Annotated in this window: 24 protein-coding genes; 15 read left to right on the top strand and 9 right to left on the bottom strand. The window is 70.7% G+C overall.

Annotated features, from left to right (window positions below):
- Positions 1-11 precede the first annotated feature (11 nt).
- The 4 genes from Dfulv_RS01290 to nadC all read left to right on the top strand — a co-directional run bounded on the left by Dfulv_RS01290 (position 12) and on the right by nadC (position 4,428).
- Positions 12-902: a septum formation family protein gene (locus Dfulv_RS01290; RefSeq protein WP_259860752.1), complete on the top strand. Its 891-nt coding sequence runs from the start codon at positions 12-14 to the stop codon at positions 900-902.
- Positions 903-944: 42 nt separating this feature from the next.
- Positions 945-1,814 carry a septum formation family protein gene (locus Dfulv_RS01295; protein WP_259860753.1) on the top strand — a complete coding sequence of 290 codons (870 nt, stop codon included), beginning with the start codon at positions 945-947 and terminating at the stop codon, positions 1,812-1,814.
- Positions 1,815-1,927: 113 nt separating this feature from the next.
- Positions 1,928-3,553: an L-aspartate oxidase gene (locus tag Dfulv_RS01300; RefSeq protein WP_259860754.1), complete on the top strand. Its 1,626-nt coding sequence runs from the start codon at positions 1,928-1,930 to the stop codon at positions 3,551-3,553.
- Positions 3,550-4,428, top strand: a complete 879-nt coding sequence (gene nadC, locus Dfulv_RS01305; protein WP_259860755.1) for a carboxylating nicotinate-nucleotide diphosphorylase — start codon at positions 3,550-3,552, stop codon at positions 4,426-4,428. Before Dfulv_RS01300 ends, nadC begins: the two co-directional genes overlap by 4 nt.
- Positions 4,429-4,443: 15 nt before the next feature.
- Here the strand turns inward: nadC and Dfulv_RS01310 are convergent, their stop codons facing one another.
- Positions 4,444-6,360 carry a hypothetical protein gene (locus tag Dfulv_RS01310; protein ID WP_259860756.1) on the bottom strand — a complete coding sequence of 639 codons (1,917 nt, stop codon included), beginning with the start codon at positions 6,358-6,360 and terminating at the stop codon, positions 4,444-4,446.
- Positions 6,361-6,434: 74 nt separating this feature from the next.
- Here Dfulv_RS01310 and Dfulv_RS01315 point away from each other — a divergent pair, with 74 nt between their 5' ends.
- Positions 6,435-7,196 (top strand): type III pantothenate kinase, encoded by a 762-nt coding sequence (locus Dfulv_RS01315; RefSeq protein ID WP_259860757.1) that lies wholly within the window; start codon positions 6,435-6,437, stop codon positions 7,194-7,196.
- A gap of 9 nt (positions 7,197-7,205) precedes the next feature.
- Here the strand turns inward: Dfulv_RS01315 and Dfulv_RS01320 are convergent, their stop codons facing one another.
- Positions 7,206-7,928 carry a class I SAM-dependent methyltransferase gene (locus Dfulv_RS01320; RefSeq protein WP_259860758.1) on the bottom strand — a complete coding sequence of 241 codons (723 nt, stop codon included), beginning with the start codon at positions 7,926-7,928 and terminating at the stop codon, positions 7,206-7,208.
- Positions 7,929-7,994: 66 nt separating this feature from the next.
- On the opposite strand from Dfulv_RS01320, the gene lysS reads away from it, so the two are divergent.
- From lysS to Dfulv_RS01340, 4 genes are all read left to right on the top strand, one after another.
- Entirely contained in the window at positions 7,995-9,497 is a 1,503-nt protein-coding gene (lysS, locus tag Dfulv_RS01325; RefSeq protein WP_259860759.1) for a lysine--tRNA ligase, read from the top strand.
- 89 nt (positions 9,498-9,586) lie between these two features.
- Positions 9,587-9,943, top strand: coding sequence for a histone-like nucleoid-structuring protein Lsr2 (locus Dfulv_RS01330; RefSeq protein WP_259860760.1), 357 nt, complete (start codon positions 9,587-9,589; stop codon positions 9,941-9,943).
- Positions 9,944-10,350: 407 nt separating this feature from the next.
- On the top strand, positions 10,351-12,885 hold the full coding sequence (locus Dfulv_RS01335) for an ATP-dependent Clp protease ATP-binding subunit (RefSeq protein ID WP_259860761.1): 2,535 nt from the start codon (positions 10,351-10,353) through the stop codon (positions 12,883-12,885).
- A 427-nt stretch (positions 12,886-13,312) separates the two neighbouring features.
- Entirely contained in the window at positions 13,313-14,188 is an 876-nt protein-coding gene (locus Dfulv_RS01340; protein WP_259860762.1) for a hypothetical protein, read from the top strand.
- Here the strand turns inward: Dfulv_RS01340 and Dfulv_RS01345 are convergent.
- Together Dfulv_RS01345 and Dfulv_RS01350 are read right to left on the bottom strand one after the other, a co-directional pair.
- Complete coding sequence (locus Dfulv_RS01345; protein ID WP_259860763.1) at positions 14,176-15,123, bottom strand: polysaccharide deacetylase family protein; 948 nt, start codon at positions 15,121-15,123, stop codon at positions 14,176-14,178. The two genes, Dfulv_RS01340 and Dfulv_RS01345, sit on opposite strands and share 13 nt — an antisense overlap.
- An 86-nt stretch (positions 15,124-15,209) precedes the next feature.
- On the bottom strand, positions 15,210-16,088 hold the full coding sequence (locus Dfulv_RS01350) for an HhH-GPD family protein (RefSeq protein ID WP_259860764.1): 879 nt from the start codon (positions 16,086-16,088) through the stop codon (positions 15,210-15,212).
- A gap of 10 nt (positions 16,089-16,098) precedes the next feature.
- Here Dfulv_RS01350 and Dfulv_RS01355 point away from each other — a divergent pair, with 10 nt between their 5' ends.
- Genes Dfulv_RS01355 through Dfulv_RS01365 form a run of 3 tightly spaced genes read left to right on the top strand, consistent with a single transcriptional unit; the run spans position 16,099 to position 17,858 of the window.
- A complete protein-coding gene (locus tag Dfulv_RS01355; protein WP_259860765.1) occupies positions 16,099-16,617 on the top strand; it encodes a glycine cleavage system protein R in 519 nt (172 codons plus the stop codon).
- On the top strand, positions 16,614-17,132 hold the full coding sequence (def, locus tag Dfulv_RS01360) for a peptide deformylase (protein WP_259860766.1): 519 nt from the start codon (positions 16,614-16,616) through the stop codon (positions 17,130-17,132). Before Dfulv_RS01355 ends, def begins: the two co-directional genes overlap by 4 nt.
- Before the next feature lie 60 nt (positions 17,133-17,192).
- Positions 17,193-17,858, top strand: a complete 666-nt coding sequence (locus tag Dfulv_RS01365) for a hypothetical protein (protein ID WP_259860767.1) — start codon at positions 17,193-17,195, stop codon at positions 17,856-17,858.
- 3 nt (positions 17,859-17,861) lie between these two features.
- On the opposite strand, the gene disA is transcribed toward Dfulv_RS01365, so the two are convergent.
- A complete protein-coding gene (gene disA / locus Dfulv_RS01370) occupies positions 17,862-18,914 on the bottom strand; it encodes a DNA integrity scanning diadenylate cyclase DisA (protein ID WP_259867324.1) in 1,053 nt (350 codons plus the stop codon).
- Positions 18,915-19,111: 197 nt separating this feature from the next.
- Here disA and Dfulv_RS01375 point away from each other — a divergent pair, with 197 nt between their 5' ends.
- Entirely contained in the window at positions 19,112-19,696 is a 585-nt protein-coding gene (locus tag Dfulv_RS01375) for a hypothetical protein (protein ID WP_259860768.1), read from the top strand.
- Between the two features lie 16 nt (positions 19,697-19,712).
- Here the strand turns inward: Dfulv_RS01375 and radA are convergent, their stop codons facing one another.
- The 3 genes from radA to Dfulv_RS01390 form a co-directional block, all read right to left on the bottom strand.
- Positions 19,713-21,119, bottom strand: a complete 1,407-nt coding sequence (gene radA / locus Dfulv_RS01380) for a DNA repair protein RadA (protein ID WP_259860770.1) — start codon at positions 21,117-21,119, stop codon at positions 19,713-19,715.
- 36 nt (positions 21,120-21,155) lie between these two features.
- Positions 21,156-21,860: a hypothetical protein gene (locus tag Dfulv_RS01385; protein ID WP_259860771.1), complete on the bottom strand. Its 705-nt coding sequence runs from the start codon at positions 21,858-21,860 to the stop codon at positions 21,156-21,158.
- 119 nt (positions 21,861-21,979) lie between these two features.
- Positions 21,980-22,801, bottom strand: a complete 822-nt coding sequence (locus Dfulv_RS01390) for a UbiA family prenyltransferase (protein WP_259860772.1) — start codon at positions 22,799-22,801, stop codon at positions 21,980-21,982.
- Positions 22,802-22,846: 45 nt separating this feature from the next.
- Here Dfulv_RS01390 and Dfulv_RS01395 point away from each other — a divergent pair, with 45 nt between their 5' ends.
- Together Dfulv_RS01395 and Dfulv_RS01400 are read left to right on the top strand one after the other, a co-directional pair.
- The gene (locus tag Dfulv_RS01395; protein WP_259860773.1) at positions 22,847-23,557 is read left to right on the top strand and encodes a methyltransferase domain-containing protein; all 711 of its coding nucleotides are present in this window, start codon (positions 22,847-22,849) and stop codon (positions 23,555-23,557) included.
- Between the two features lie 20 nt (positions 23,558-23,577).
- The gene (locus Dfulv_RS01400; RefSeq protein ID WP_259867326.1) at positions 23,578-24,594 is read left to right on the top strand and encodes a type III polyketide synthase; all 1,017 of its coding nucleotides are present in this window, start codon (positions 23,578-23,580) and stop codon (positions 24,592-24,594) included.
- A 5-nt stretch (positions 24,595-24,599) separates the two neighbouring features.
- Here Dfulv_RS01400 and Dfulv_RS01405 read toward each other — a convergent pair whose 3' ends face one another.
- Entirely contained in the window at positions 24,600-25,397 is a 798-nt protein-coding gene (locus Dfulv_RS01405; protein WP_259860774.1) for a hypothetical protein, read from the bottom strand.
- Positions 25,398-25,698: the final 301 nt, after the last annotated feature.

A 25,698-nucleotide genomic window follows, 5' to 3' on the forward strand; every position in this document is an offset into this window, starting at 1 on the left:
GAGTAGCGCAGATGAAGCGGTGGCAGGCCGGCCTGTCGTTGGCACTCGTGCTGATGGTTGCCGGCTGCGGCAACCCCGCCGGCACCGACGGTGACCTGGTCGACGACTGGTCGGCCCTGGGCACTCCGACCGTGCCGGTGCCCACGGTCGGCCAGTGCTGGAGCGGCACCGCCACGGCCGACAAGCTCCAGGCGGGCGCCGGCATGACCACCGTGGGGTGCGACGCCGACCACGCCAGTGAGACCTTCCACGTCGGGGAGTTCACCGGCACGATCGCGCAGGCCTCGGCGCCGCCCACCGGCGCCGACCTGTCCGAGGCGTTCAAGACCTGCGACGAGAAGGCCAAGTCGTTCCTCAACGGCGACTGGCACGACGGCCGGCTGGTTCTGCGGGTCTTCGCGCCGTCCGCGAAGCAGTGGACCGGCGAGGCACGCTACTTCCGCTGCGACCTCGTCGAGGTCAGCAACGACAACGGCACCGTCTTCCAGCGCAAGTCGAGCCTCAAGGCGACGCTGGACGGCAGCCAGCCGATCGCGCTCAACTGCGTGTCGGTGAAGCTCGACAGCAAGAACTTCATCGAGGACTTCGTGCCGGTCACGTGCGAGACGCAGCACAACGGCGAATACGTCGGCACGTTCCGCTCGCCAGACGACCGGCCGTATCCGACCGACGTCAACGCCCGCCGGTCGCTGATCCAGCCGGGCTGCAAGAAGCTCGTCGCGTCGTTCCTCGGGGTCAGCGAGGCGGCGTACGACCAGAACAAGCAGATCACGTTCGCCTGGTCGACGGCGAGTCCGACCCGGTGGTCGTACGGTGACCGCACCGCCCGCTGCTACCTGATGCTCGAGGGCAAGCTCAGCGTCGGGCGCTCGTTGCGCTCCAACGGCAACAATCCCATTTAGGGTCTGGGAAGTTACCCGCCGGTAATGGCACACTGCTTCCTCATGAAGCAGCGGGTCGCATTCATCGCCGTCGTGCTCGTCCTGCTCGGCGGCGGCGCCTCCTGGATCCTCCATGACAACGGCCGGGCCATCCCGAGCACCCCCTCGGCCGGTGCGCCGCCGGTCGGCTCGTGCTGGCAGATCGACGCCGCCCGCACAACGGCCGCCTTCCCGTGGCCCGGCGCGCCGGTCGACTGTGCCGGCCCCCACACCGTCGAGGTGTTCCACGTCGGGCAGGTCGGCATGGACCTGCTGCACCGGCTCGACGACGCCGAGGGCGAGGACGTCAAGCTCACCGAGAACCTGCTGTACGCGCAGGCACGGCGGGCCTGCCTGGTGCAGGGCCCGATGTTCCTGGGCGGCGGCTGGCACGAGGCCCGTGTGCAGATCCTCGCCTCTTGGGTCAAGCCGTCGGCCGACGGCTTTTTCGGCTGCGCGCTGGCCGAGGTGACGGGCCCGACCGCGGATGAGTTCGTGACCCGCTCGGGCAGCCTGTCCGGGGCGCTCAAGCAGGAGTCGCCGCTGGCGATCGCGTGTGTCCGTCGCGACGGTGAGCAGCTGCGGTACGTCGGGTGCACCGAACCCCACGACGGTGAGTACGCCGGCGTCTACACCATCACGCCCCCGGAGGCCCCCTTCGACGAGACCGCGGTCCGCTCGTCCACGGCGAAGGGCTGCACGACGCTCGGCCTGAAGTACCTCGGCCTGCCCGAGGACGGCACCCGGGCCGACCTGGCACCCGGCTCGGTCGGCCCGAAGACGGCGTCGGAGTGGCTGGGCGGCGACCAGGCCTTCACCTGCTACCTGATGAGCGCGAAACCGCTGAAGGCGAGCGTGCGCGGCCTGGGCCTGGCCCCACTCCCGCTGGCCTGAGCCCCGTCTCGCCCGTCGGCGCGGGGGAGGATTGGCAAGGGGGACGCGAGGGTGTCGGAGAGCGCGACGAGCATCACCACCCGTCACCCGGGTCAGTGATGTTGACTGTATGGATGACATTGCCGAGCGTGCCGCGCCGACTTGCCGGGCCGCAGCCCGGATGGGCCGAGCCGACCGACATCGTGGTCATCGGATCAGGGGTGGCGGGGCTGACCGCCGCGCTGCACCTGCGTGAGGCGGGCCTCCACGTCACCGTCGTCACCAAGGTCAACATTGACGACGGTTCCACCCGGTGGGCGCAGGGCGGCATCGCCGCCGTGCTCGACCCGCTCGACACGCCCGAGGCCCACGCGCAGGACACGCTGGTCGCGGGCGTCGGGCTGTGCGACCCGGCCGCCGTCGACGTGCTGGTCCGCGAAGGGCCGACGCGGGTGCGGGAGCTGATCCGCTGGGGTGCGGAGTTCGACCGCAACAGCGACGGCTCGCTCATGCTGACCCGTGAGGGCGGCCACCACGCCAACCGGATCATTCACGCCGGGGGCGACGCCACCGGCGCCGAGGTACAGCGCGCCCTGCACACCGCCGTGCGCCGGGATCCGTGGATCCGCCTCATCGAGCACGCACTCGTGCTCGACCTGCTCACGGACAAGGACGGGCGGGCCTGCGGGGTCACCCTGCACGTCCTCGGCGAAGGCTCCGAGGACGGCGTCGGGGCGGTGCTCGCCCGGGCTGTGGTGCTCGCCACCGGCGGCATGGGCCAGATCTTCGCCGCGACCACCAACCCGATCGTCTCCACCGGCGACGGGGTCGCGCTCGCGCTGCGGGCCGGCGCGACGGTCACCGACATCGAGTTCGTCCAGTTCCACCCGACCGCGCTGGCCCTCAACAACCGCGACTCCCAGCAGCCGCTGGTCAGCGAGGCACTGCGCGGCGAAGGCGCCTATCTGCGCGACGGCGACGGCAACCGCTTCATGGTCGGCAAGCACGAGCTCGCCGAGCTGGCGCCGCGGGACATCGTCGCCAAGGGCATCTACCGCGTGATGCGCGCCGAGGGCACCGACCACGTCTGGCTCGACGCCCGCCACCTCGGCCGCGAGTTCCTCGAGGGGCGCTTCCCGACGATCGTGGCGTCCTGCCGGGCCGCCGGCGTCGACCCCGTCGCCGACCTGATCCCGGTCTCGCCCGCGGCCCACTACGCCTCCGGCGGTGTCCGCACCGACCTGCTCGGCCGCACCTCGATCCCCGGGCTCTACGCGTGTGGCGAGGTCGCCTGCACCGGCGTCCACGGCGCCAACCGGCTGGCGTCCAACTCGCTGCTCGAGGGCCTGGTGTTCGCCCGCCGCATCGCCGAGGACATCGCCCGGGAGCTGCCGGCGCAGACCGACCCGGTCGCCGTCGAGGCCGCCACCTGGTCCGCGGACCCCGGCATCCGCCAGCAGCTGCAGGCCGCGATGTCGGCGCACGCGTCGGTGCTGCGCAGCGGCGAGTCGCTCGACCAGGCCGCTCAGGCCCTCACCAAGCTCGCGCTCGACCGCTCGAGCGCGCACGTCGCCGCCTGGGAGGCGACGAACCTGCTGACCGTCGCCGGCGCGCTCGTCGGCGCTGCGGCGTTGCGGCAGGAGACTCGCGGCTGCCATTGGCGCGAGGACTTTCCCGACGCCAGCGACGTCTTCCGGGGCCACTTCCTCGCCGCCCTCGACGACACCGGCGCGCTCACCGAAACCTGGGAGGAAGCATGAGGCTGGAGACCGAGGCCGCGCTGCGGAAGGTCGGGCTCGACCCGGCCGCCGTGGCCGAGATCGTCGAGCGCACGCTCACTGAAGACCTCGGCCCCGACCGGCTCGACGTCACCAGCGTGGCGACGATCCCCGAGGACCAGACCGACGAGGCCGATATCGTCGCGCGCGCCGACGGGGTCGTGGCGGGGCTGGTGGTGGCCGCCGCGGTCTTCGAGGCCACGTCCGACCACGTCGCCGTGGAGCTGCGTAAGCGCGACGGGGACGTCGTCCAGCGTGGCGACGTGCTGCTGAGCGTGACGGGACCGACCCGGGCGCTGCTGACCGCCGAGCGCTCCGCGCTCAACCTGCTGTGCCGCATGTCCGGCGTCGCCACGCACACCCGCCGCTGGGCCGACCTGCTGGACGGCACCAAGGCGCTCGTCCTCGACACCCGCAAGACCACACCGGGCCTGCGCATCCTCGAGAAATACGCGGTGCGGGCCGGCGGTGGCACCAACAAGCGCATGGGCCTCTACGACGTCGCCATGATCAAGGACAATCACAAGCTCGCGGCCGGCGGCATCACCGCGGCGTACGAGCGGGTCCGCGCGGCGTTCCCCGACGTGCCGGTGCAGGTGGAGGTCACCACCGTCGGCGAGGCCGTCGAGGCGGTGACCGCGGGCGCCACGTTCCTGTTGCTCGACAACATGACCCCGGAGCTGCTTCGCGAGGTCGTCAGTGCGGTCGGCGGCCGGGCCGAGCTGGAGGCGACCGGCAACCTGCGGCTGGAGACGGCGGCGGAATACGCGGCCACCGGCGTCGACTACCTGTCGGTCGGCGGGCTCACGCACTCGTCGCCGATCCTCGACATCGCCATGGACCTGCGCACGCACTGATCGTGGTACCGCAGGTCAGCGACCCGGCGGGAAGGCTGTCGCGACGAGCGGGTCGATCTGGTGGAGACGCCAGTCGGCCGGCACGACGCGGCCGCAGACGTCGACGGGGGCCACGCAGATGATGGCGTCGACCGAGGTCACGCTCGGCGCTGGGCGGGTCGGGACTCCGGACTCCATCGACACCAGCTCCACATCGGTCAGCGTGATCTGGAAGGGGTACTCCCAGAGGTCGCCCTCCATCACCATGCCCACCCGCCGCGCGCCGGAGGCCCGCACGTCGTCGATCGCCGTGCGGTACGAGGCGGCCTGGTCGGGCATGCGCACGAACCGCTCCTGCCAGTCGTCCAGCGTGAAGACCGAGCCCTGGCCGATCAGCCGCCGCGGCTGACCGAGCAGCACGCAGGTGTAGGCGTACGCGAAGGCGCCGGTCATCACCAGCGCCACCCCGGCGGCGACGGCCTTGCGCCGCACGATCCGCCCGAGCCAGTAGCCGGCGAGCGGGACGCTGAGCGCGAACGTCGGCAGGATCAGCCGGTTGCCCCAGTCCTGCCACTTCACGATGGCGGCGGTGAGGATGAACGCGCCGAGCACCGCCGCCGCGTAGGGCCGGGTCGGGCGGGCGAAGAGGCTCACGGCGAGCGCGACGAGGACGAGTGCGGACTGGATCGGGTACGGCGAGCGGTCCTCGTCGGGCTTCCACCGCGTGCCGGGGAAGACACTGCGCCACTGGGTGATCGCCGGGTCGTTCGGGTCCACGCCGACCCGATGGGCCACCTCGACGACGGCCTTGCCGACGGCCTCGTTGACCTGCGGTATCGGCGTCAGGAGCGTCGACGCGCCGAGGCGTAGGCCGTTGACCAGTACCGCCGCCGGGTCATGCCGCTGGGTGGACAGGCCGGCGCGGTAGGCGTCCGGGCCGAGCGGCGAGCCGAAGGCCTCGTGCACGCGGAACAGCGCCGGTCCGGCGAGCAGGCCGATCAGCGCCACGACGGCGAGGGTGGCGGCGGCGGTACGGCCGATCGCCCGTTGCCGTAGCTGGCAGATGCCCCAGAACAGCAGTACCGGCGCCAGGGCCATGAGCCCGGTCGACTTCGTCACGACGACCAGACCCGCTGTGGCGCCGAGGGCGAGCACGTCGGCGGGGGTTGCCCGGCGGTGGACGCCGTCGAGGGCGATCGTCGCCGCGCAGGCCACCCAGGTGGCCACGACGAGGTCGTTCTGGGTGCTGGTGGACTCCAGGACGATCGCGGGCGTGGTGAGGAACACAGCGGCGGCCAGCCACTGGCCGAGCCGGCCCGCACCGAGCTGTGCCGCGCACCGGGAGACGGCGACCGCGCCGAGCAGGCCGGCGCCCCACTGCACCAGGTTGAACTGTCCGTCGCCGCCGGTGAGCAGGCGCAGGTGCAGCAGCAGGTACTCGGAGCCGGGGACCAGGATGATCTGCTGGGTCTGGATGGTGGCGTAGACGCCCACGTCGCCGTTGGCGATCCAGTGCTCGATCTTGGCCAGGTGGTAGTGGTTGGAGTCGAAGTTGTTCGGCGACGAGGCCACGGCCAGGACGAGTTCCATGGCGACGAGCAGGCCGAGGGGGATCGCGACGCTCAGCGCGGTGCCGAGGCGCAGCGTGGGCCGCCCGAATCGAGGCATCCGGCGCCAGGCGAGGTAGCCGGTGGCGAGCGTGGCGAGCGCCCACAGCACGATGACCGGCGCGGCGGCGATGGCGCCGAACAGGGACAGCACCTCGACGCTGACGATCGCGGCGGCGCAGACGGCGACGGCGGCCTGGATGACGGTGCGGCGGAGGTCCCGTGGGTTCCGGTCTCCGGGGGTCTCTTCCGCAGGCTCTTGCGGTGTGTCCGCCGCGCGGGGACGCAGCGCAACGGTGGCGAAGAGGAGCGTTGCGAGCGGCAATAGCGCAAGGAGTCCGGTCATTGGGACGGCATGGTAGATGAGCCGCCGCCGTGGGCGTCGACCGGATGGCGCCGGGCTGCCGATAGGCTTCCGACGTGCTGCTGTGCATCGACATCGGAAACACCAACACGGTGCTCGCCACGTTTGAGGGCGAGAAGATCGTCCACTCGTGGCGGATCAAGACCGACGCGCGTGCCACCGCCGACGAGTTGGGCCTGCTCTACCGGGGGCTGCTCGCCACCGACGCCGTGTCGCTGACCGGCATCGCGGCGTGTTCGACCGTGCCGGCCGCCCTGCGCAACCTGCGCACGATGCTGCAGCGGTACTACCCGGGCGTCCCCACCGTGATCGTGGAGCCCGGTGTGCGGACCGGCGTCCAGTTGGCCATCGACAACCCGAAGGAGGTCGGCACCGACCGGGTGGCCAACACGCTCGCCGCCTACAGCCTCTTCGGCGGGCCGTCGATCGTCGTCGACTTCGGCACCTCGACCAACTTCGACGTCGTCTCCGCCAAGGGTGAGTTCCTCGGCGGGGTGCTGGCGCCCGGCATCGAGATCTCCGTCGACGCGCTCGCCGGCCGGGCCGCCCAGCTGCGCAAGGTCGAGCTGGTCAAGCCGCCCCGGGTGATCGGCAAGAACACCGTCGAGTGCCTGCAGTCCGGCGTGGTCTACGGCTTCGCGGGGCAGGTCGACGGGGTCGTCCGCGGGGTGACGGCGGAGCTGGGCGGTTCGGTGAAGGCGGTCGTGGCGACCGGCGGTCTGGCCTCGATCGTGATCGGCGAGTGCCAGACGGTGACGCACCATGAGCCGATGCTGACGCTGATCGGGCTGCGCCTGATCTTCGACCGCAACACGTAGGGCTGTCGCTCAGAGCTTGGTCGCGCGGTAGACGTAGGTCAGGTACGGCAGCTCGAGCTCCTCGGTCTGCACCGACCTCGCGACCAGGTCGCGGACGTGCCGCTCGAGCTGTGTCCGGGTCGCCTCGTCGGAGACGAGGTAGTAGGAGCGGGAGCGGATCAGGTCGAGCAGCGACTCCACGGTGTGCGTGGCGCTCCACGGGAAGGTGCGCAGCTCGGCCGGGCCGAACCGGGGGCCGAACTGGTCGGCCGGCAGGTGGCGCTCGTCCAGCGCGTCGCGGCCCCGGTGGCCGTCGAACACCGCGGTCAGCTCGGCCACCCAGGGCACCGACTCGTCGCGGACGTTCCAGATCGGGATGAACCGGCCGCCGGGGCGCAGCACCCGGGCGATCTCGGTGTGTGCGGGCTCACCGGGGAACCAGTGGTAGGCCTGGCCGGCGGTCACCACGTCGGCCGAGGCGTCGCCGAGCGGGATCGCCGTCGCGTTGCCCTCCCGGGCGTCGCCGCCGATCTGGGCGCGCATCTTCGGGTCGGGCTCGACGGCGACGACCCGGTGGCCGAGCTCGATCAGCTGGCGGGTCAGGATGCCGGTGCCGGCGCCGAGGTCGACGACGTCGAGGGTGGTGTCGCCGTCGAGGGCCCACTGCAGTGCGGGGCGCGGATAGCGGGGGCGGATCCGGTCGTAGAGGGTGGCGGCCGGTCCGAAGGAGGAGGCATGTGCTGCGAAATCCACGCGCCAAAGCTACCGAAGTAGGCTCTTCAAGAATTTCCCACTCTTGTCGCAGAGGATTGTTGTGCAGTGAAGGACCAGCCCGCCGTCGAACTGGATGTCGATCTCCCCGAGCAGATGAAGATCCGCCGGGAGAAGCGGGCCCGGCTACTGGAAGAGGGCCGGGAACCGTACCCCGTGGACTTCCCGCGCACCACCACGATCGCCGAGCTCCGGCAGCGGTACGGCGACCTGCCGACCGACACCGCCACCGGGGACAAGGCGGCGGTGGCCGGGCGGGTCATCTTCATCCGCAACACCGGCAAGCTCGCGTTCGCCACCTTGCGTGCCGGTGACGGCGTCGAGCTGCAGGCGATGCTGTCGTTGGACAAGGTCGGCCCGGAGGCGCTGGAGGAATGGAAGCGGCTGGTCGACCTCGGTGACCATGTCGGCGTCACCGGTGAGGTCATCACGAGCCGCCGTGGCGAGCTTTCCATTCTTGCCGACTCGTGGCAGGTCACCGCCAAGGCGCTTCGCCCGTTGCCCGTCGCGCACAAGCCGATGAGCGAGGAAAGCCGGGTGCGGCAGCGTTATGTCGACCTCGTGGTGCGCCCGCAGGCCCGCGAAATGGTACGCACCCGGGCGACGGTGGTCCGTTCGTTGCGGGCAACGTTGCACGATCTGGACTATCTCGAGGTGGAAACCCCCATGTTGCAGTTGCTGCATGGAGGTGCGGCCGCACGGCCATTCGTCACACATAGCAATGCACTCGACACGGATTTGTACCTCCGGATCGCCCCGGAGCTATTTCTGAAGCGCTGCGTGGTCGGCGGCATCGAGCGGGTCTTCGAGATCAACCGCAACTTCCGCAATGAGGGCATCGACTCCTCGCACTCGCCGGAGTTCGCGATGCTGGAGGCCTACCAGGCTTATGCGGACTACAACGTCATGGCCGACCTTACCCGGCAACTCGTGCAGGGGGCGACGGAAGCGCTGACCGGGTCGCATGCGGTGCGTTATGCCGACGGCAGCGAGTACGACCTCGGTGGCCAGTGGCGCAGCGTGACGCTTTACGGCGTGCTTTCCGAAGCGGTGGGTGAGGAGGTGACGGTCGAAACGCCGTACAGCCGCCTGACCGAGCTGGCCGACAAGCACGACGTCAAGGTCGACCCGAAGTGGGGTCCCGGAAAGCTTGCCGAGGAACTGTTCGAGGCGCTGGTCGTGCCGGACCTGATCGAGCCGACCTTCGTGCGCGATTATCCCGAGGAGACCTCGCCGCTCACGCGGTCGCACCGCGTCACGCCGGGGCTGACCGAGAAGTGGGACCTTTACGTGCAGGGCTTCGAGCTCGCCACGGCCTACTCGGAACTGGTCGACCCGGTTGTGCAGCGCGAGCGTTTGGTCGCGCAGTCGCTCCTGGCTGCCAAGGGTGATCCGGACGCGATGCAACTGGATGAAGACTATCTACGCGCGCTGGAGTACGGAATGCCGCCGAGCGGCGGCATGGGCATGGGAATCGATCGCCTTCTCATGGCACTCACCGGGCTCGGCATTCGGGAAACGATCCTGTTTCCGCTGGTGCGGCCGGAGTAGTTTCGGCGTACCGTTGACGGGGCGGTCCTGTACTGCGTTATCTTTGCATTCGCACATACGGGGCGGCCTTCCTCGAAGGGAATACGACAGTGGCGAAGCGGACCATCCACGTGCTGGTCGACGACATCGACGGCGGGGAAGCCGACGAGACCGTGAAGTTCGCGCTCGACGGCGTTCAGTACGAGATCGACCTCTCCAAGAAGAACGCGTCGAAGCTCCGGGATGCCTTCGCCCCCTTCTTGACTGCCGGCACCAAGGTCGGCCGGGGTGGCGTCGTTGTCGGTGGGCGTGCGGCCAGTGCGCGCGGCCGGGGTGGCGCGGCCGCCGATCGCGAGCAGAACAAAGCGATTCGGGAATGGGCACAGAGCAAGGGCATCAAGGTCTCCGACCGTGGTCGGATCAAGCAGGAAATCGTCGACCGCTACAACGCCGAAGCGGGTCGCTAGGGGCGTTGTCCGCTTGTGACCTGACCGTTCGTTATGGCCACTCACGCGCGATTTGACCGCTTCGGCACCCACCGTAACAATTTGGTTACGGTGGGTGCCGTGTCTCGGGCGGGGATTTCGCTCTTGGCGTACGCGGCGGGGTGCTGGAACAGGCTGCGAGGTGCGAGCGTTGGGCAAAAGCACCGGGTACACGTGGTGCCCGCAGGGTAGGCAACTACCGCGCAACGACCATGGCGTGGTCCGATCGTGGGGTGCGGCGATGCCGCACACCCGCAATGTGTCGGTCCGCGGCGATAGAGTGATGGCACGGTCACGTTGGCGTCCGACAGAGCTTTGGCGTGGCGATCCCTCCTAGGGGGGTTCCGCGAGGAAGCGGCGGCGACGGACACGGCACGTGAGGAGCAGGGATGTTCGAGCGGTTCACCGACCGAGCACGACGGGTTGTCGTTCTGGCCCAAGAAGAGGCCCGGATGCTCAACCACAACTACATCGGCACCGAGCACATCCTGCTCGGCCTCATCCACGAGGGTGAGGGCGTGGCGGCCAAGGCGCTCGAGAGCCTCGGCATCTCGCTGGAGGGTGTCCGCCAGCAGGTCGAGGAGATCATCGGCCAGGGCCAGCAGGCGCCGAGCGGGCACATCCCGTTCACGCCACGCGCCAAGAAGGTGCTGGAGCTGTCGTTGCGTGAGGCGCTGCAGCTCGGGCACAACTACATCGGCACCGAACACATCCTCCTCGGCCTGATCCGGGAGGGTGAGGGCGTCGCTGCTCAGGTGCTGGTCAAGCTGGGCGCCGACCTCAACCGGGTCCGTCAGCAGGTCATCCAGCTGCTTTCCGGCTACCAGGGCAAGGAGCCGGCGGCTGCCGGCACCGGTGCCCCGGGCGAAGCGGCCCCGTCGACGAGCCTGGTGCTCGACCAGTTCGGTCGGAACCTCACCCAGGCCGCACGCGAGGGCAAGCTCGACCCCGTGATCGGCCGGGAGAAGGAAATCGAGCGGGTCATGCAGGTGCTGTCCCGCCGGACGAAGAACAACCCGGTCCTCATCGGCGAGCCCGGCGTGGGCAAGACCGCCGTGGTCGAGGGGCTGTCCCAGCGGATCGTCAAGGGCGAGGTGCCCGAGACGCTCAAGGACAAGCAGCTCTACACGCTCGACCTCGGTGCGCTGGTCGCCGGTTCCCGCTACCGCGGTGACTTCGAGGAGCGGCTGAAGAAGGTCCTCAAGGAGATCCGGACCCGCGGCGACATCATCCTGTTCATCGACGAGATCCACACGCTCGTCGGTGCGGGTGCCGCGGAGGGCGCGATCGACGCGGCGAGCATCCTCAAGCCGATGCTGGCCCGTGGCGAGCTGCAGACCATCGGCGCGACCACGCTGGACGAATACCGCAAGCACCTCGAGAAGGACGCCGCGCTCGAGCGGCGCTTCCAGCCGATCCAGGTGGGCGAGCCGTCGCTGACGCACACCATCGAGATCCTCAAGGGCCTGCGGGACCGCTACGAGGCGCACCACCGGGTGACGATCACCGATGCCGCCCTGGTGGCCGCTGCGACGCTCGCCGACCGCTACATCTCCGACCGCTACCTGCCGGACAAGGCGATCGACCTGATCGACGAGGCCGGTGCCCGCATGCGCATCCGCCGGATGACCGCGCCGCCAGACCTGCGTGACTTCGACGAGCGCATCGCTCAGGTGCGTCGCGACAAGGAGTCGGCGATCGACGCGCAGGACTTCGAGCGTGCCGCGCAGCTGCGCGACAAGGAGAAGCAGCTGCTCGGGCAGAAGGCGCAGCGGGAGAAGGAGTGGAAGGCCGGCGACCTGGACGTCGTGTCCGAGGTCGACGACGAGCAGATCGCCGAGGTCCTGGCGAACTGGACCGGCATCCCGGTCTACAAGCTGACCGAGGAGGAGACGGCCCGCCTGCTCCGCATGGAGGACGAGCTGCACAAGCGCCTCGTCGGCCAGGACGACGCGGTCAAGGCGGTCTCGAAGGCCATCCGGCGCACCCGGGCCGGCCTGAAGGACCCGAAGCGGCCCTCCGGCTCGTTCATCTTCGCCGGCCCGTCCGGTGTCGGTAAGACGGAGCTGTCCAAGGCGCTCGCCGAGTTCCTCTTCGGTTCCGAGGACGCGCTGATCCAGCTCGACATGTCCGAGTTCCACGACCGGTACACGGTGTCCCGCCTCGTCGGTGCGCCTCCCGGCTACGTCGGTTACGACGAGGGTGGCCAGCTGACCGAGAAGGTTCGCCGCCGGCCGTTCTCGGTGGTCCTCTTCGACGAGATCGAGAAGGCCCACCCGGACGTGTTCAACACCCTGCTGCAGATCCTCGAGGACGGTCGGCTCACCGACGGTCAGGGTCGCATCGTGGACTTCAAGAACACGGTGATCATCCTGACCACCAACCTGGGCACCCGTGACGTGGCCAAGGCCGTGTCGCTGGGCTTCCAGGCGTCGGAGGACAACGAGTCCAACTACGAGCGGATGAAGCAGAAGGTCAACGACGAGCTGAAGCAGCACTTCCGCCCGGAGTTCCTCAACCGCATCGACGACACGATCGTCTTCCACCAGCTCATGCAGGACCAGATCCTCGGCATCGTCGACCTGATGATCGCCCGGATCGAGACCCAGCTCCGCAACAAGGACATGGGTCTGGAGCTGACGGACAACGCCAAGAAGTTCCTGGCGAACAAGGGCTACGACCCCGTGCTGGGCGCCCGGCCGCTGCGCCGGACCATCCAGCGCGAGATCGAGGACGCCCTGTCCGAGCGCATCCTCTTCAACGAGCTGCGCCCGGGCCAGATCGTGGTCATCGACTGCGAGGGCGACCCGGCCCAGTTCGAGAAGGCCAAGCTGGTCTTCAACGGCGCTGACCGCCCGGGTGCCGTGCCCGACGCGGTTCCGGCCGAGCTGGCCGGCGGTTCGTCCGAGGAGTCGGCCGCCTAACGCAACGACCTCCAGCACGTGGAGAGGCCCCCGGCTCGCACCTCGAGCCGGGGGCCTCTCGGCGTCGGCGACGAGCCCTCCCCGGGCGGGCCGCCGCCGTGCGCCGACGTCCCGTTCCGGCCCTCGGCGGCCGGGACGCGGGACCGATCAGCGCGAACAGGTCGCGGCGGCGCTGAGCGGGACGCTGGGCAGATTGCTTGCGGGGCGCGAACAGGGCGGCGGCGACGGCGCTCGCGGGTTGCTTGCAGGCCGCGAACAGCGGGGAGTCGACCTTGGAGTGTTGCGGCCCCCAGAGGGGCCACGATCTTCCAAGGTCGTTCAGGCCGGCCACATCGCGCCGGGAGCCTGGAGGCAGACTGCGATCGGGAACCTGGCTGTTTGCCGGTGGCTCTCCTACGAGGCGGTCCTTCCGGGTTATGTTCCCGGCGTGAGTAAGGAGCGTATCGGCTTTGACGCCGCACGGTTCGGTCGCCAGCCGGCGCCCAAGCCGATCGGGCGGCCCGCGCTGCTCGACCGATTAGGTCGGTCCCGCGAGCGGCTCACCGTCGTCGTGGCGGGAGCCGGAGCGGGCAAGAGCACACTGCTCAGCGCCTGGGTTTCCGCCTGCGGGGTGGCGCTGCTCGATCTGGGAACGGCGCCGGTCGAGACGCTCCAGGATGTGCCGCTCGTCGTCGACGGGATCGACGAGCTGCCGGCGGACAGCCCGCTCCTGCCGCGGCTCGCGAGCTTGTGTACGACCGGCACGGCACGGCTCGTCCTGGCCTCCCGCGACAGCCTGCCGTTCGACGCCGGGCCCGCGCAGCGGCTCGGGGAGGCTGATCTGGCGTTCGCCGAAGACGAGACGTACCAGGTGCTCGCAGCCGCCTTCGGGGACGCCGCCGCGGCCGATGCGCTGGCGCCGGACCTGCATCTGCTCACCAACGGCTGGCCGGCGCTCGTCGGGCTGGCCGCCGCCTGGCTCGCGCAGCAGCCGGCCAGCGAACGGGCCGCGCGTCTCGCGGTGCTTGCCCGGGTCAGCGGGTCGCTGCAGGACCATCTCGTGGGCGCGGTGCTCGACGGGCTCAGCCGCGACGACCGTGACCTGGTGCAGCGGCTCGCGCAGCTGCCGGGCATCGACGCGGCTACCGCCGATCGGCTCGACCTCACCGAGGATCTTGCCGCCATGCCGCCGTTCGTCCAGCCGGTGCCTGGCAGGCCGGGCTGGTTCGCCGTACCGCGCGGATTCCGCGACGCGGTACGGCGGCACCTGCCGATGTCAGAGGACGCCCGGGTGGCCCTCACCACGGCGTATCAGGGGATGTAGTCCTCCAGCAGGGCCGGGGTGAGGCCCGCGGCGCTGATGGCCTGCAACGCGGCGATGAAGTCGTCGACGAAGCGGTCGCGGAAGTGCATGAGGATGATGTCGCCCCGCTGGATCGTGTGGCCCTCCTGGAAGCGCACGGTGCCCTTGTCGACCGTCTCCTTCCAGAAGAAGCCGGCCTTGAGCCCGCAGTCGTGCGCGACCTTGAGGGTCGTGGCGTCCTTCTCACCGAACGGCGGGCGGAACAGCGTCGGGCGCTTGCCGAACATGTTGCCCAGCTGGTCCGCGGAGCCGCAGACCTCCTTGTGCTGGAAGCCGTACGGCTTGCCCCTCAGGTTCGGGTGGCTGACCGTGTGCGCCTCGATCACCGCGCCGGCGTCCTGGAGGCGCTTGAAGTACGCGGGATCGTCCTTGATCGCGTTGATCGTCAGGAACAGCGTCACCGGTACGCCCGCCTCGCGGAACAGGTCGAGCGCCTCCGGCCGCTTGATCCAGCCGTCGTCGATGGTGATGAAGGCGACCGGCTGGTCGGTGGGAATCCGCGCGAAATACGCCGCGCTCGTGCTCTCCGGCACGCTGATCCGTTGCGCCTGCGGCGGCTTGGCGAACTTCGGCAGCCTGCCCTGGTAGGCGCTGCCGGGCGGCGGGAGCGAGGACGCGGTGCCCGTCGGGCTCTTGCCGGGGTTCGTGGCGCTGGCCGACGGCGCCCCGGCCGGGTCGCCGGACGGGTGACCGGACGGTTCGGTCGAGGCCGTCGCTGTTGCCGACGGCGACGGTGACCCGGTGACGGTCGGCCCGGCACCGGCGCCGAGCGACTTCGGGTCTTCGTTTTTCGGCGAACCACAGGCGGTGAGGGCGAGCGCAGTGACGAGCGCGAACACCGTCGTGAACCGCCGCGCCCGGGTCAAGCCCCCGGCGGGCGCGGGAGGGATCAGCACGAAAGGAGATTATCGGGGTTTGTGTACATCGAACCGGTGAATATGCCCACCTGATCGGATGGCAACCGGCGAAATCACATTCGGCGTCACCCCGGCAGGGTAAACATGGCGCCCCTCCGGCGGGCCAGCCCGTCGGCGAGCAACCCGTCGAGTGCCCGCTGCCGCTGCTGCGCGTCGGGCCAGACCTCGTCCAGCCGGTCGAGCGGCACCGGCTCGTCGCTGGCGCGCAGGACAGCCATCATCAGGCCGCGCACGTAGCGGTCGGTTCCGTGGTACCGCTGGGTGCGCCGGCTCGGCCCGTCAGCGGGCGGCGAACCGGCCAACCGCCAGGCGCACACCGTCGTCAGTGGACAGTCGGCGCACCGTGGCGCACGCGCGGTGCAGATCATCGCGCCGAGTTCCATGAAGGCGACCGAGGCGCGGGCCGCGGCCTCGTGGTCGTCGGGCAGCAGTACTTCGACGGCGCGCAGGTCGGCCGGGGTCGTCGCGGCGCCGCCGTCGGCCGCGCCCTCGACGACCCGTGCGACCACGCGGCGCACGTTGGTGTCGACGACGGGGTGGCGCTGGCGGAAGGCGAACGCGGCGACGGCACGGGCCGTGTACATGCCGATGCCGGGCAGGGCCAGCAGCGCGTCGACATCGTCGGGGACCTCGCCGTCGTGGCGCTCGACGATGGCGGTGGCACAGGCGTGCAGCCGCAGCGCGCGGCGCGGGTAGCCGAGGCGGTCCCAGGCCCGGATCGCCTCGCCGGGCGGGTCGGCGGCCAGGTGCGCCGGGGTCGGCCAGCGCTCCATCCAGCGGTGCCAGGCGGGCTCGACCCGCGAGACCTGGGTCTGTTGCAGCATGACCTCGCTGACCAGCACGCCCCACGGCGACGCGTCCGGCTGGCGCCAGGGCAGGTCGCGGGCGTGCTTGTCATACCAGTCGGTGACGGTCTGTGCGATGGCTTCGGTAGCGATACGCAAGGATAAGCCGGTGAACGAGTACGCCGTCACCGTCATCGGGCACGACCGGCCCGGCATCATCGCCGACGTGGCCGAGATCCTCGCCCGGCTCGGGCTCAACCTCACCGACTCCACGATGACCCGCCTGCGCGGGCACTTCGCGATGACACTGGTCTGCATCGGACCGCCGAGCGCCGAGGAGATCGAGGAGGCGCTGGAGCCGCTCACGGCCGAGCGGACGCTCCTGGTCACCGTGCGCCGGGTGGCCGAGGAGCCGATCCACGAGACGACCGGCACGCACCACGTGCTGACCGTGCACGGGGCGGACCGGCTGGGGATCGTGGCGACGCTGAGCCGCACGATCGCCGAGTCGGGCGGCAACATCACCGACCTCACGACGCGGCTCGCCGGCACCCTGTATGTCGTGGTGGCCGAGGTCGACCTCCCCGAGGGGGTCGACGCCGACGCGCTTGGCGCGTCGCTGTCCGTGGCGGCCCAGCGGCTCGGGGTCGAGGCCACGTTCCGCCCGGCCGAAGCGGACGTGTTGTGACGTTGCCCGAGGGCACCGTGCTGCCCGTGGTGCAGGCGCCTGCCACCGTGCTCGGCACGCCGAGTGAACCCGTGGACCCGACCGCGCCGGAGATCCTGCAGCTCGCCGCGGACCTGCTGGCGACGATGCGGGTCTCGCCCGGCTGCGTCGGGCTGGCGGCGCCGCAGGTCGGCGTCGCCGCCCAGGTGTTCGCCGTGGACGTGACCGGCCACCCCAAGGCCCGCACCGTCAACGGCGCGTTCGTGCTGTGCAACGCGCGCATCGTCGAGGCGTCGCAGTGGCAGAAGGGCCGGGAGGGCTGCATGTCGGTGCCGGACCTCACCGGTGACGTGAAGCGGGCCAACCGGCTCGTGGTCGCCGGGTACGCGCCCGGCAGTACCGAAGAGATGCAGATCACGACGGATGCCTTCGAAGCGAGGGCACTCCAGCATGAGATCGACCATTGCGCTGGGTTACTGTTCCTCGATCGTGTCGCCGGGGCACATGCCGTGTACGCCCGCAAGGTCTATCTCTGAGCGGTTATCACGGCGCGCCGCCCCGATCACCCCCCGTTCCCCCGATACGGTGAGTGCATCATGAAGCTGACGGTTGGCCCGCTGCCTGCTGGCGTCTATTGGCGACGCCGGGCGATCGTGGGCGGCGTGCTTCTGGTCGCCGTTCTCGTGCTGTGGGCCGCCTCGTGCGGCAACAACACGGGCGACAAGAACAAGACGTCCCAGGGCGCGTCCACGTCGCCGACGTCCGCCGAGCCGACCACGACGCTGCTGGTGCCGACCACCGGCGACCCCGCGTCGTCCGCGCCGTCGTCGGCAGCGCCCTCGTCCTCGGCGCCACAGCCGTCGATCGACTCGACGGTGCCGGTGTGCGCCGACGCCGACCTGTCGCTGATCGCCTCGCCGGAGCAGCCGGCGCAGTTCCGCGGGGCGTATCTCAAGTTCACGCTCAGGATCAAGAACATCTCGGCCCGCGACTGCATACGGGACCTCGGCGCCGACCGTCAGGAGATGTACCTGCAGGTCGGCGCGGTGAAGATGTGGTCGTCGGACGACTGCGACGCACCGCACGGCAGCAAGATGACCACGCTGAAGCCGAACATCGAGCAGTCGTTCAGCATCGACTGGAACGGCAAGGCCTCGAACAACGGCTGCACCAACCGGGAGATCCCGCCGGCCGGGAAGTATCAGCTCGTCGGCCGTCTCGACACCAAGATCAGTGAGCCGATCACGGTCCAGCTGACGTAACGCTCAGACGTATCGTTCGAGGATCGACGCCTCGGCCAGGCGGGACAGCCCTTCGCGGATCCCGCGGGCCCGGGCGTCACCGACGCCGTCAACGGCCTGCAGGTCCTCGACGGTGGCGCCGAGCAGCCGCTGGAGGCTGCCGAAGTGTTCGACCAGCCGGTCGATGACCAGGCTCGGCAGCCGCGGCACCTTGGCCAGCAGGCGGAACCCGCGCGGCGACACGGCCGCGTCGAGGGCGTCGCTGGCGCCCGGGTAACCCAGCGACTTCGCCACCGCGACCAGATCGATCAGCTCGGTCGCGGAGAGCGCGTCGAGCTCATCGAGCGCGTCGTCCGACGAACGGGTGCGCCGACCGGCGGGCAGGTAGTCGCGGATCACCAGCGTGCGGTCGGCCTCGACCCCCGCCATCAGCTCCTCGAGCTGCAGGGCCAGCAACCGCCCGTCGGTGCCCAGCTCGACGACGTAGCCGGCGATCTCGTCGGCGATGCGGCGGACCATTTCCAGGCGCTGCACCACGGCCACCGCGTCGCGCACCGTGACCAGGTCCTCGATCTCCAGCGCCGACAGGGTGCCGCTGACCTCGTCGAGGCGCAGCTTGTATCGCTCGAGCGTGGCCAGCGCCTGGTTGGCCTTCGACAGGATGGCCGCGGAGTCGTCGAGGACGTGCCGCTGGCCGTTGACGTAGAGCCCGATGATGCGCATCGACTGGCTGACCGAGATGACCGGATAGCCGGTCTGCTTGGCCACCCGCTCCGCGGTGCGGTGCCGGGTGCCGGACTCCTCGGACGGGATCGTCGGATCGGGCATGAGGTGCACGGCCGCCCGGACGATCCGCGTGCCGTCACTCGACAGGACGACGGCACCATCCATCTTGCACAACTCGCGCAGCCGGGTGGCGGAGAACTCGACGTCGAGCGGGAAGCCGCCGGTGCAGATCTGCTCGACCACACGGTCGTGGCCGAGAACGATCAGGGCGCCGGTGCGCCCACGCAGGATGCGCTCAAGCCCGTCACGCAGCACGGTTCCCGGCGCCATCAGGGCGAGTGTCGCGCGCATGGGGTCGGCGCCGGGCAGCGCGGCGGCCCAGCCCCCGATGAGGCCGGTGTTGCCGCCCCTGCCGGGCTCGCGGTCAATCGGCACCTGCACAGTCTACGGATCGTTGGTCGTACGGTGCTGGTGCGGTAGCGACCCCAGCCCGTAGAGTTGGCGGACGCGATCATTTTATGGATCGAAGTAGATGTCTGTGAGGTCCGGTGTCCGGTCCGGAGCGGATCGAGTGGCGGCGTAGCTTCCCCTCCCGGTCACTGTCGACCCTGGCGTGGTATGTCGTGTCCGCCGGCCTGGTCGTCCTCCTCGTCCGGGGCCTGTTCGCCGACGAGCCCGAGGTCCTCGACTCCGGCGCCGACAATCCGCTGGCCGATGTTCCCATGTGGACATTGGCCCTGGCCGTGGTCGGCGCGGTCCCCGTGGTCCTGGCCGTCGTTCGCCGCCCCCGGGTCGGCGCCAACCACTTCGCCCTGACGGTCCGTCCGGGCTGGGTCCGCACCCTGGTCCTGCCGTGGTCCCGCGTCGCCGGGGTGGCGATGGTCGAGGTCGAGGGGGAGCGCTACCTCGTGGTGCGCCTGCGCGACAGCCTGGACCGCACGGGCACCAACCCGGCCTGGCTGGACCAGGACGTGGTGCGAGAGCTGGCCAAGACCGGCTCGCTGCCCGCACGGTCGTTCGACGTGGCGGTGCGGCTGCGCGACTTCCAGGGAGGCCCGCCCGGCCAGTTGGCCGCGCTGGCCGCGTTTGCGCCGGACCAGGTGGCGATCGCCAACCACCTGCCCGGCTCCTGACGGTCGACAGCCGTTGTCAGTCGTCGTCGGACTCGCTGGTGGCCTTCGCCGCGTAGTGCAGCGCCGTCCGCACGTCGCCCACCTCCAGGATCCGCATGCCCGGCGGGGTGACGCCCGTCGCGGCCGGGCCGCAGCCTGGCGGAACGAGCGCGAAGCGGAAGCCCAGCCGGGCGGCCTCGGCCAGCCGCCGGGGGACGGCGCCGACGCGGCGGACCTCGCCGGTCAGCCCGACCTCGCCGATCGCGACCAGGTCGGGCGGCATCGGCAGCTCGTGGGCGGCCGAGGCGGCGGCCAGGGCCAGGGCCAGGTCGGCGGCGGGCTCGGTGACCCGCAGTCCGCCGACCGTCGCCGCATAGACCTCCCGGTCGTGCAGTTGGATGCCGGCGCGTCGCTGGAGGACGGCCAGGACCATGGCGAGGCGGGCCGAGTCGAGGCCGCTGACCGTGCGGCGCGGTGAGCCGGGCATCTGGGCGCCGATGAGGGACTGGACCTCGGTGACCAGCGCGCGGCGGCCCTCCATGGCGACCGAGACGCAGGTGCCGGAGACCGCGTCCGCATACCGCGTCAGGAACAACCCGCTCGGGTCGGGCAGGCTCGTGATGCCGCCCTCGTGCATCTCGAAGCAGCCGACCTCGTCGGCGGCGCCGAACCGGTTCTTCAGGCCGCGGACCATGCGCAGCGAGGAGTGCTTGTCGCCCTCGAAGTTGAGCACCACGTCGACGAGGTGCTCGAGGACGCGGGGACCCGCGACGTTGCCGTCCTTGGTGACGTGGCCCACGAGCACCGTGGCCAGGCCGCGCTCCTTGGCGATCGCGACCAGGGCGGCGGTCACGGCGCGGACCTGGGTGACGCCGCCCGCCACGCCGTCGGTGCCGGGGGCGGAGATGGTCTGGACCGAGTCGAGGATCAGCAGGCCGGGCTTGACGGCGTCGAGGTGGCCGAGCACCGCGGAGAGGTCGGTCTCGGCGGCGAGATAGAGCCGGTCGTGCAGGGCACCGATCCGCTCGGCCCGCAGCCGGACCTGGCTCACCGACTCCTCGCCGCTGATCACCAGCGAGTGGCTCTCACCCTGCAGGGCCCACTGCTGGGCCACGTCGAGCAGGAGGGTGGACTTGCCGACACCGGGCTCGCCGGCGAGCAGGACGACACCACCGGGGACGATGCCGCCGCCGAGCACCCGGTCGAACTCGCCGACGCCGGTCGGGCGGGCCTTGGCCGGGGCGGCGCTGATCTGGGCGATCGGGCGGGCCGGCTCGAGCGGGGCGCGGGACGGGACGGCGCGGAGCGCGGCAGGGCCGGTCGGGCCGCCGACGGCCTCGATGACCGAGCCCCACTCACCGCACTCCGGGCACCGGCCCATCCATTTCGGCGGCCGATGCCCGCAGACGTCGCACTGGTAGGTCGTGCCCTTGCTCTTCGTCACACCCGAAAGCTAGCCGACGGGTATGACAGAAACCGCCTAGTGCCCTTCCCCGCCGCCCGGCACGACCGCGCTCGGCTTCGGCAGCGGGGTCAGCGGGGTCGTCATCGGCAGCTCCGCCAGCTTGAGGGTGGTCGTCGTGCCGTCGGCGTAGGTGAACGTGAACGTGACGTCGGGCAGGTTCCCGCCGGCCTTCAGCGGCTCGCCGGTGAGCGGCGAGACGGCCAGGTAGGTGCCCGCGTCATGGGTCAGCGTGACCATGCCGGCGACGGGGATGTTGATGCTGATCTGCGAGGTGCCGGGCGACGTCGGTGACGGAGCCGCGGCCGGCTTCGAGTGGGACGCCGATCCGGAGGGCTGCCGCGAACCGGACGGCGACGCCGAGGACTCGTCCGCCGTCGGCGCGGCCGCGGCCGCGGTCGAGGACTTGCCGACCAGCACGACCGTGCCGGCGGGTGTGGTCACGCCGGTGAGCTTCACGGCCTGCTTGCTGTTGTTGAACAGCCGCACGCTGAGCGGCACCGTCGAGCCGGCCTTGAACTCGTCGGCGTACACCACGGCGGCATCGCGCAGTGCGAGGTGTCCGTCGGCGCTGTCGGCGTTGACGCCGGGAATGGCGGGCACCTGGGTGTCGGTTCCGGTGATCTGTCCGGCACCGCACCCGGAAAGCAGGCCGACGCTCAGCGCGGCGGAAGCCAGGAGCGCGGCGCCGAGCACCGTGCGGCGGCGAAACGAACGCGTCACCTTGGGGTCCTCCATCTGGTGTCCCATCTACGGGTGGCCGCACTACAGCCTAGATGCCCTTGATCTGCTGATTACGCGCACCCTGAACAAAGTGACCTCGGTCCAGGTGCGGTCGAGGTCTAGTCCAGATTCAGGCCGCTGACCAGTAGGAAGGCCACATCGATCAACGCCACCGCGATGACGGACAGGAAGGGGATGCGGGATGCCGGATCGCGGCGCATCGAGTACCACCCGAACGACAACGCGGCCAGGGCGAGCGCGAGGGCCGGCCAGAACAGTGCCGGGGGCGGGCCGGGCGGGCCGAAGGCGAGGGTGGCGGTGGCGGCGAGCAACAGGACCGCGGCGGCGGCCAGCGACCCCCGCCGGCCGAGCAGGTGGGGCAGGCCCTGGACGCCGGTACTGACGTCGTCGTCGAGGTCGGGCAGCGTGTTGACGAAGTGCGCACCGGCCCCGAGCAGCCCGCCGGCGGCCAGCAGCCACAGCGGCGGGGTCTTGCCCGCGCCGAGGGCCACGAACGCGGGCAGGCAGGCGAACGACACGGCGTAGGGCAGCACCGAGACCTGGGTCGACTTGAGCGGCCAGTCGTAGAGCAGCGCGGAGACGAGAGCGAGCGTGGCGACGAGCCCCGCCGCCCAGCCGGACAGGAACCCGAGCGGCACGGTCGCCACCGCGGCCGCCACGCCGAGGGTCGCCACCAGCCGCCGTGACACCGTCCCGGCCGCGACCGGCTTGTCCGTGCGCCCGACGGCCGCGTCGCGGGGCGCGTCGATCGCGTCGTTGACCCAACCGATCGACAGCTGGCTCGCCAGTACCGTCGCCGCGGCCCCGACCACGCCCGGCCAGGGCCGATCGAGGCCGATCGACAGCATGGCCGCGATCGCGGTGACACCGATGGCCGGCTCTGGGTGGCTGGCGCGCAGGAGCGGGATCGCAACCGACATTCGGCAAGTGTGGCCGCCGGAGGGGTTCCGTGTCAGGCTCGTTCCATGCCAGCGGTGCGGCGAGCTCGCAACGACCCGGGTCAGTACGACGACCTGGCCGGCGAATGGTGGCGCCCCGGCAGCCCGCTGTCGATGTTGTACTGGCTGGCGCGCGCCCGGGCTCACCTGATTCCACCCGCCGAGCGCGAGGGCGCGGTCCTCGTCGACCTCGGCTGCGGCGGCGGCCTGCTCGCCCCGCACGTCGCCGGCAAGGGCTACCGGCACATCGGCGTCGACCTCATCGTCTCCGGGCTTGAGCAGGCCGAGCAGCACGGCGTGGTGCCGGTGCTGGCCGACGCCGCCCGGCTGCCGTTCGCCGACGGCTTCGCCGACGTGGTGAGCGCGGGTGAACTGTTGGAGCACGTGCCGGACGTGCCCCGGGTGATCGCCGAGGCCTGTCGCATCCTGCGCCCGGGTGGCTGGCTGGTCCTCGACACGATCAACGACACGCTCCTGGCGCGGCTCGTCGCCGTGCGCCTCGCCGAGGCGGTAATCCCGGCCGTCCGTGGTATCCACGACCCGAAGCTTTTTGTCGACCCGCGGCGGTTGCAGGCAGAGTGCGCCCGCCACGGGGTACCCCTCGACGTCCGGGGGGTCCGCCCCGCTCTGCCTGCGCTCGTCCGCTGGCTGGTGACCCGCCGCAACGCTGTGCCGATCGTGCCGACGTTCTCGACCGTGATCCTCTACCAGGGGCGCGGCAGGAAGGGGAATCAGTGACGGGTGCCGCCATCGCGGGGATGGGTGTGACGTTCCCCGGGGAGATGCGCCAGGACGAGGTGTGGGCAGGCTTCTTCGCGCGGCACTACAACGGCTCCCGCCGGGGGCTGGCCAAGCGGATCTTCGCCAATTCCGGGGTGGTCAGCCGCCACGGGGCGGTGAACCCGCTGGTCGAGGATGCGTCCAGCTGGTCGACGGCGCGCCGGATGGATCGGTACCTCACCGAGGCGCTCCCGCTGGGCAAGGACGCCGTCGGCAGCGCCCTGGACGCCGCGGGGCTGCGCCCGGACGAGATCGGGCTGTTCGTCGTGTGCTCGTGCACCGGATACGCGACGCCGGGCCTGGACATCCTGCTGGCGCGGGACCTGGGCATGGCCGCCGACACGCAGCGGCTGTTCGTCGGGCACATGGGCTGCTACGCGGCGCTGCCGGGGCTGGGTGCGGCGTCGGACTACGTCGCCTCCCGGGGCCGGCCGGCGGTGCTGTTGTGCCTGGAGTTGACCAGTCTGCACGTACAGCCGCCGAGTGACGATCCGCAGCAGATCGTGGCGCACGCGTTGTTCTCGGATGCCGCGGCCGCGCTCGTGCTGGTCCCGGACGCAACGGGCGTGCAGGTGGCGGACATCGCGGCCGTGACCGACACGGCGACGGCCGACCACATGACCTGGGACGTGACCGATCTGGGCTTCCGGATGGGGCTGTCGCCGAAGGTGCCGGACGTGTTGTCGATCTACGTCGGCGACCTGGTCGGCGGGCTGCTGGCCCGGCACGGGTTGACGTTGTCCGATGTGGACGGGTGGGCGGTGCACCCCGGCGGTCCGCGCATTCTCGACGTGGTGCGGGACCGGTTGGAGCTGCCGGAGGCGGCGCTGGCCGAGTCGCGCGGGACGCTCGCGGCGCACGGGAACTGTTCGTCGCCGACGGTGCTGCTGATCCTGGACGCGCTGCGCCGCCGGGCCGGGGGGCAGCCTCGGACGACGGTGATGCTGGCGTTCGGCCCTGGCTTGACGTTGTACGGCGTGTTGCTGCGCGGCTGATGATCTCAGTGCAGTTTGGCCAGGTCGTTGACGAAGTCGTCTGCCGACGTCACGGCCTTGGCCGCGCGGATCACGGTGCCGTCGGGGGCGACCAGCACGGCGGCGGTGGTCCGGTCGGTGGCGAGGACCGGCACCGCGGCCCGCACCGAGTTGTTGGGGTCGGCGGCCGCCTTGACCTGCACCGCCTCGTTGAGCCCGCCCGGCAGGGTGGGCACCCGGGTGGCCACGACGAGCACGGTCGTGCCCTTCGCCGGTGGTGATGCCGATGCCGATGTCGATGCCGGGGTTGCGCCGGCCGCCACGGCGTTGACGGTGCTCGTGATCAGGTGCTCGCAGCTGCACCCCTCGACCAGGAGGACCACGGCCGGGGAGACGTCCTTGACCGGCAGGGCGGCGCCGTTCGCGTCGAACAGGCTCAGCCTCGCCAGGGACACTGTGGGCGCGATCGTCGTCGGGGCGGCGTGCGGGGTGATGGGGCGGGGTGCTTTGCCCGGCCACGCGACGGCGAACAGGCTGACAAGTGTCGCGATGACCGCGATCGACATGATGAGCAGCGGCACGGCCAGGCCGGGTGCATCGTCGGTCGTGCGGCGGACGGGCTCCGGCTTGAGGTGCAGGCGGCGTCGCCAGCGGCGGCGCACGGCGGCGCGGCGGAATTGCTTGCGGATCTGCGTGCCCTCGTCATCAAGAGCACCCGGATCGTCGGGAATGATGACCGTGCCCCACTCCGGGGGGAGGTCAGGCAGGCCACCGCCCTCTTGCGGCCGATCGCCACCGCCGTTGTCACCGCGCAGCGTGCCCATCGCTGTTCTCCTCGCACCTGCCTCAACTTTCCCTCACGCAGCGCTTGTGCGCCAGAGGGGTGCTCCATCGAGATGTGTGCGTATTCTTCCACGCTCCGCCGCTGGTCGCGTCACTCAGAGTGGCGATCTGGCGGGCTGTGTGGGGCGGAGTGGCCCACTTGCGGTAATCAATCAGAAATGTCCGACTGGCTGGTCATTTGTGCGTGCTACGGGTTGTTGATCCGTTACACAGCAGGTTCCGCGATTCCTGTCAAGCGGGAGAAAGGGGACTCACATGTGTTCTGACCTGCGCGAATGCTGC

The organism is Dactylosporangium fulvum (assembly GCF_025137375.1).
GTDB lineage: Bacteria > Actinomycetota > Actinomycetes > Mycobacteriales > Micromonosporaceae > Dactylosporangium > Dactylosporangium fulvum.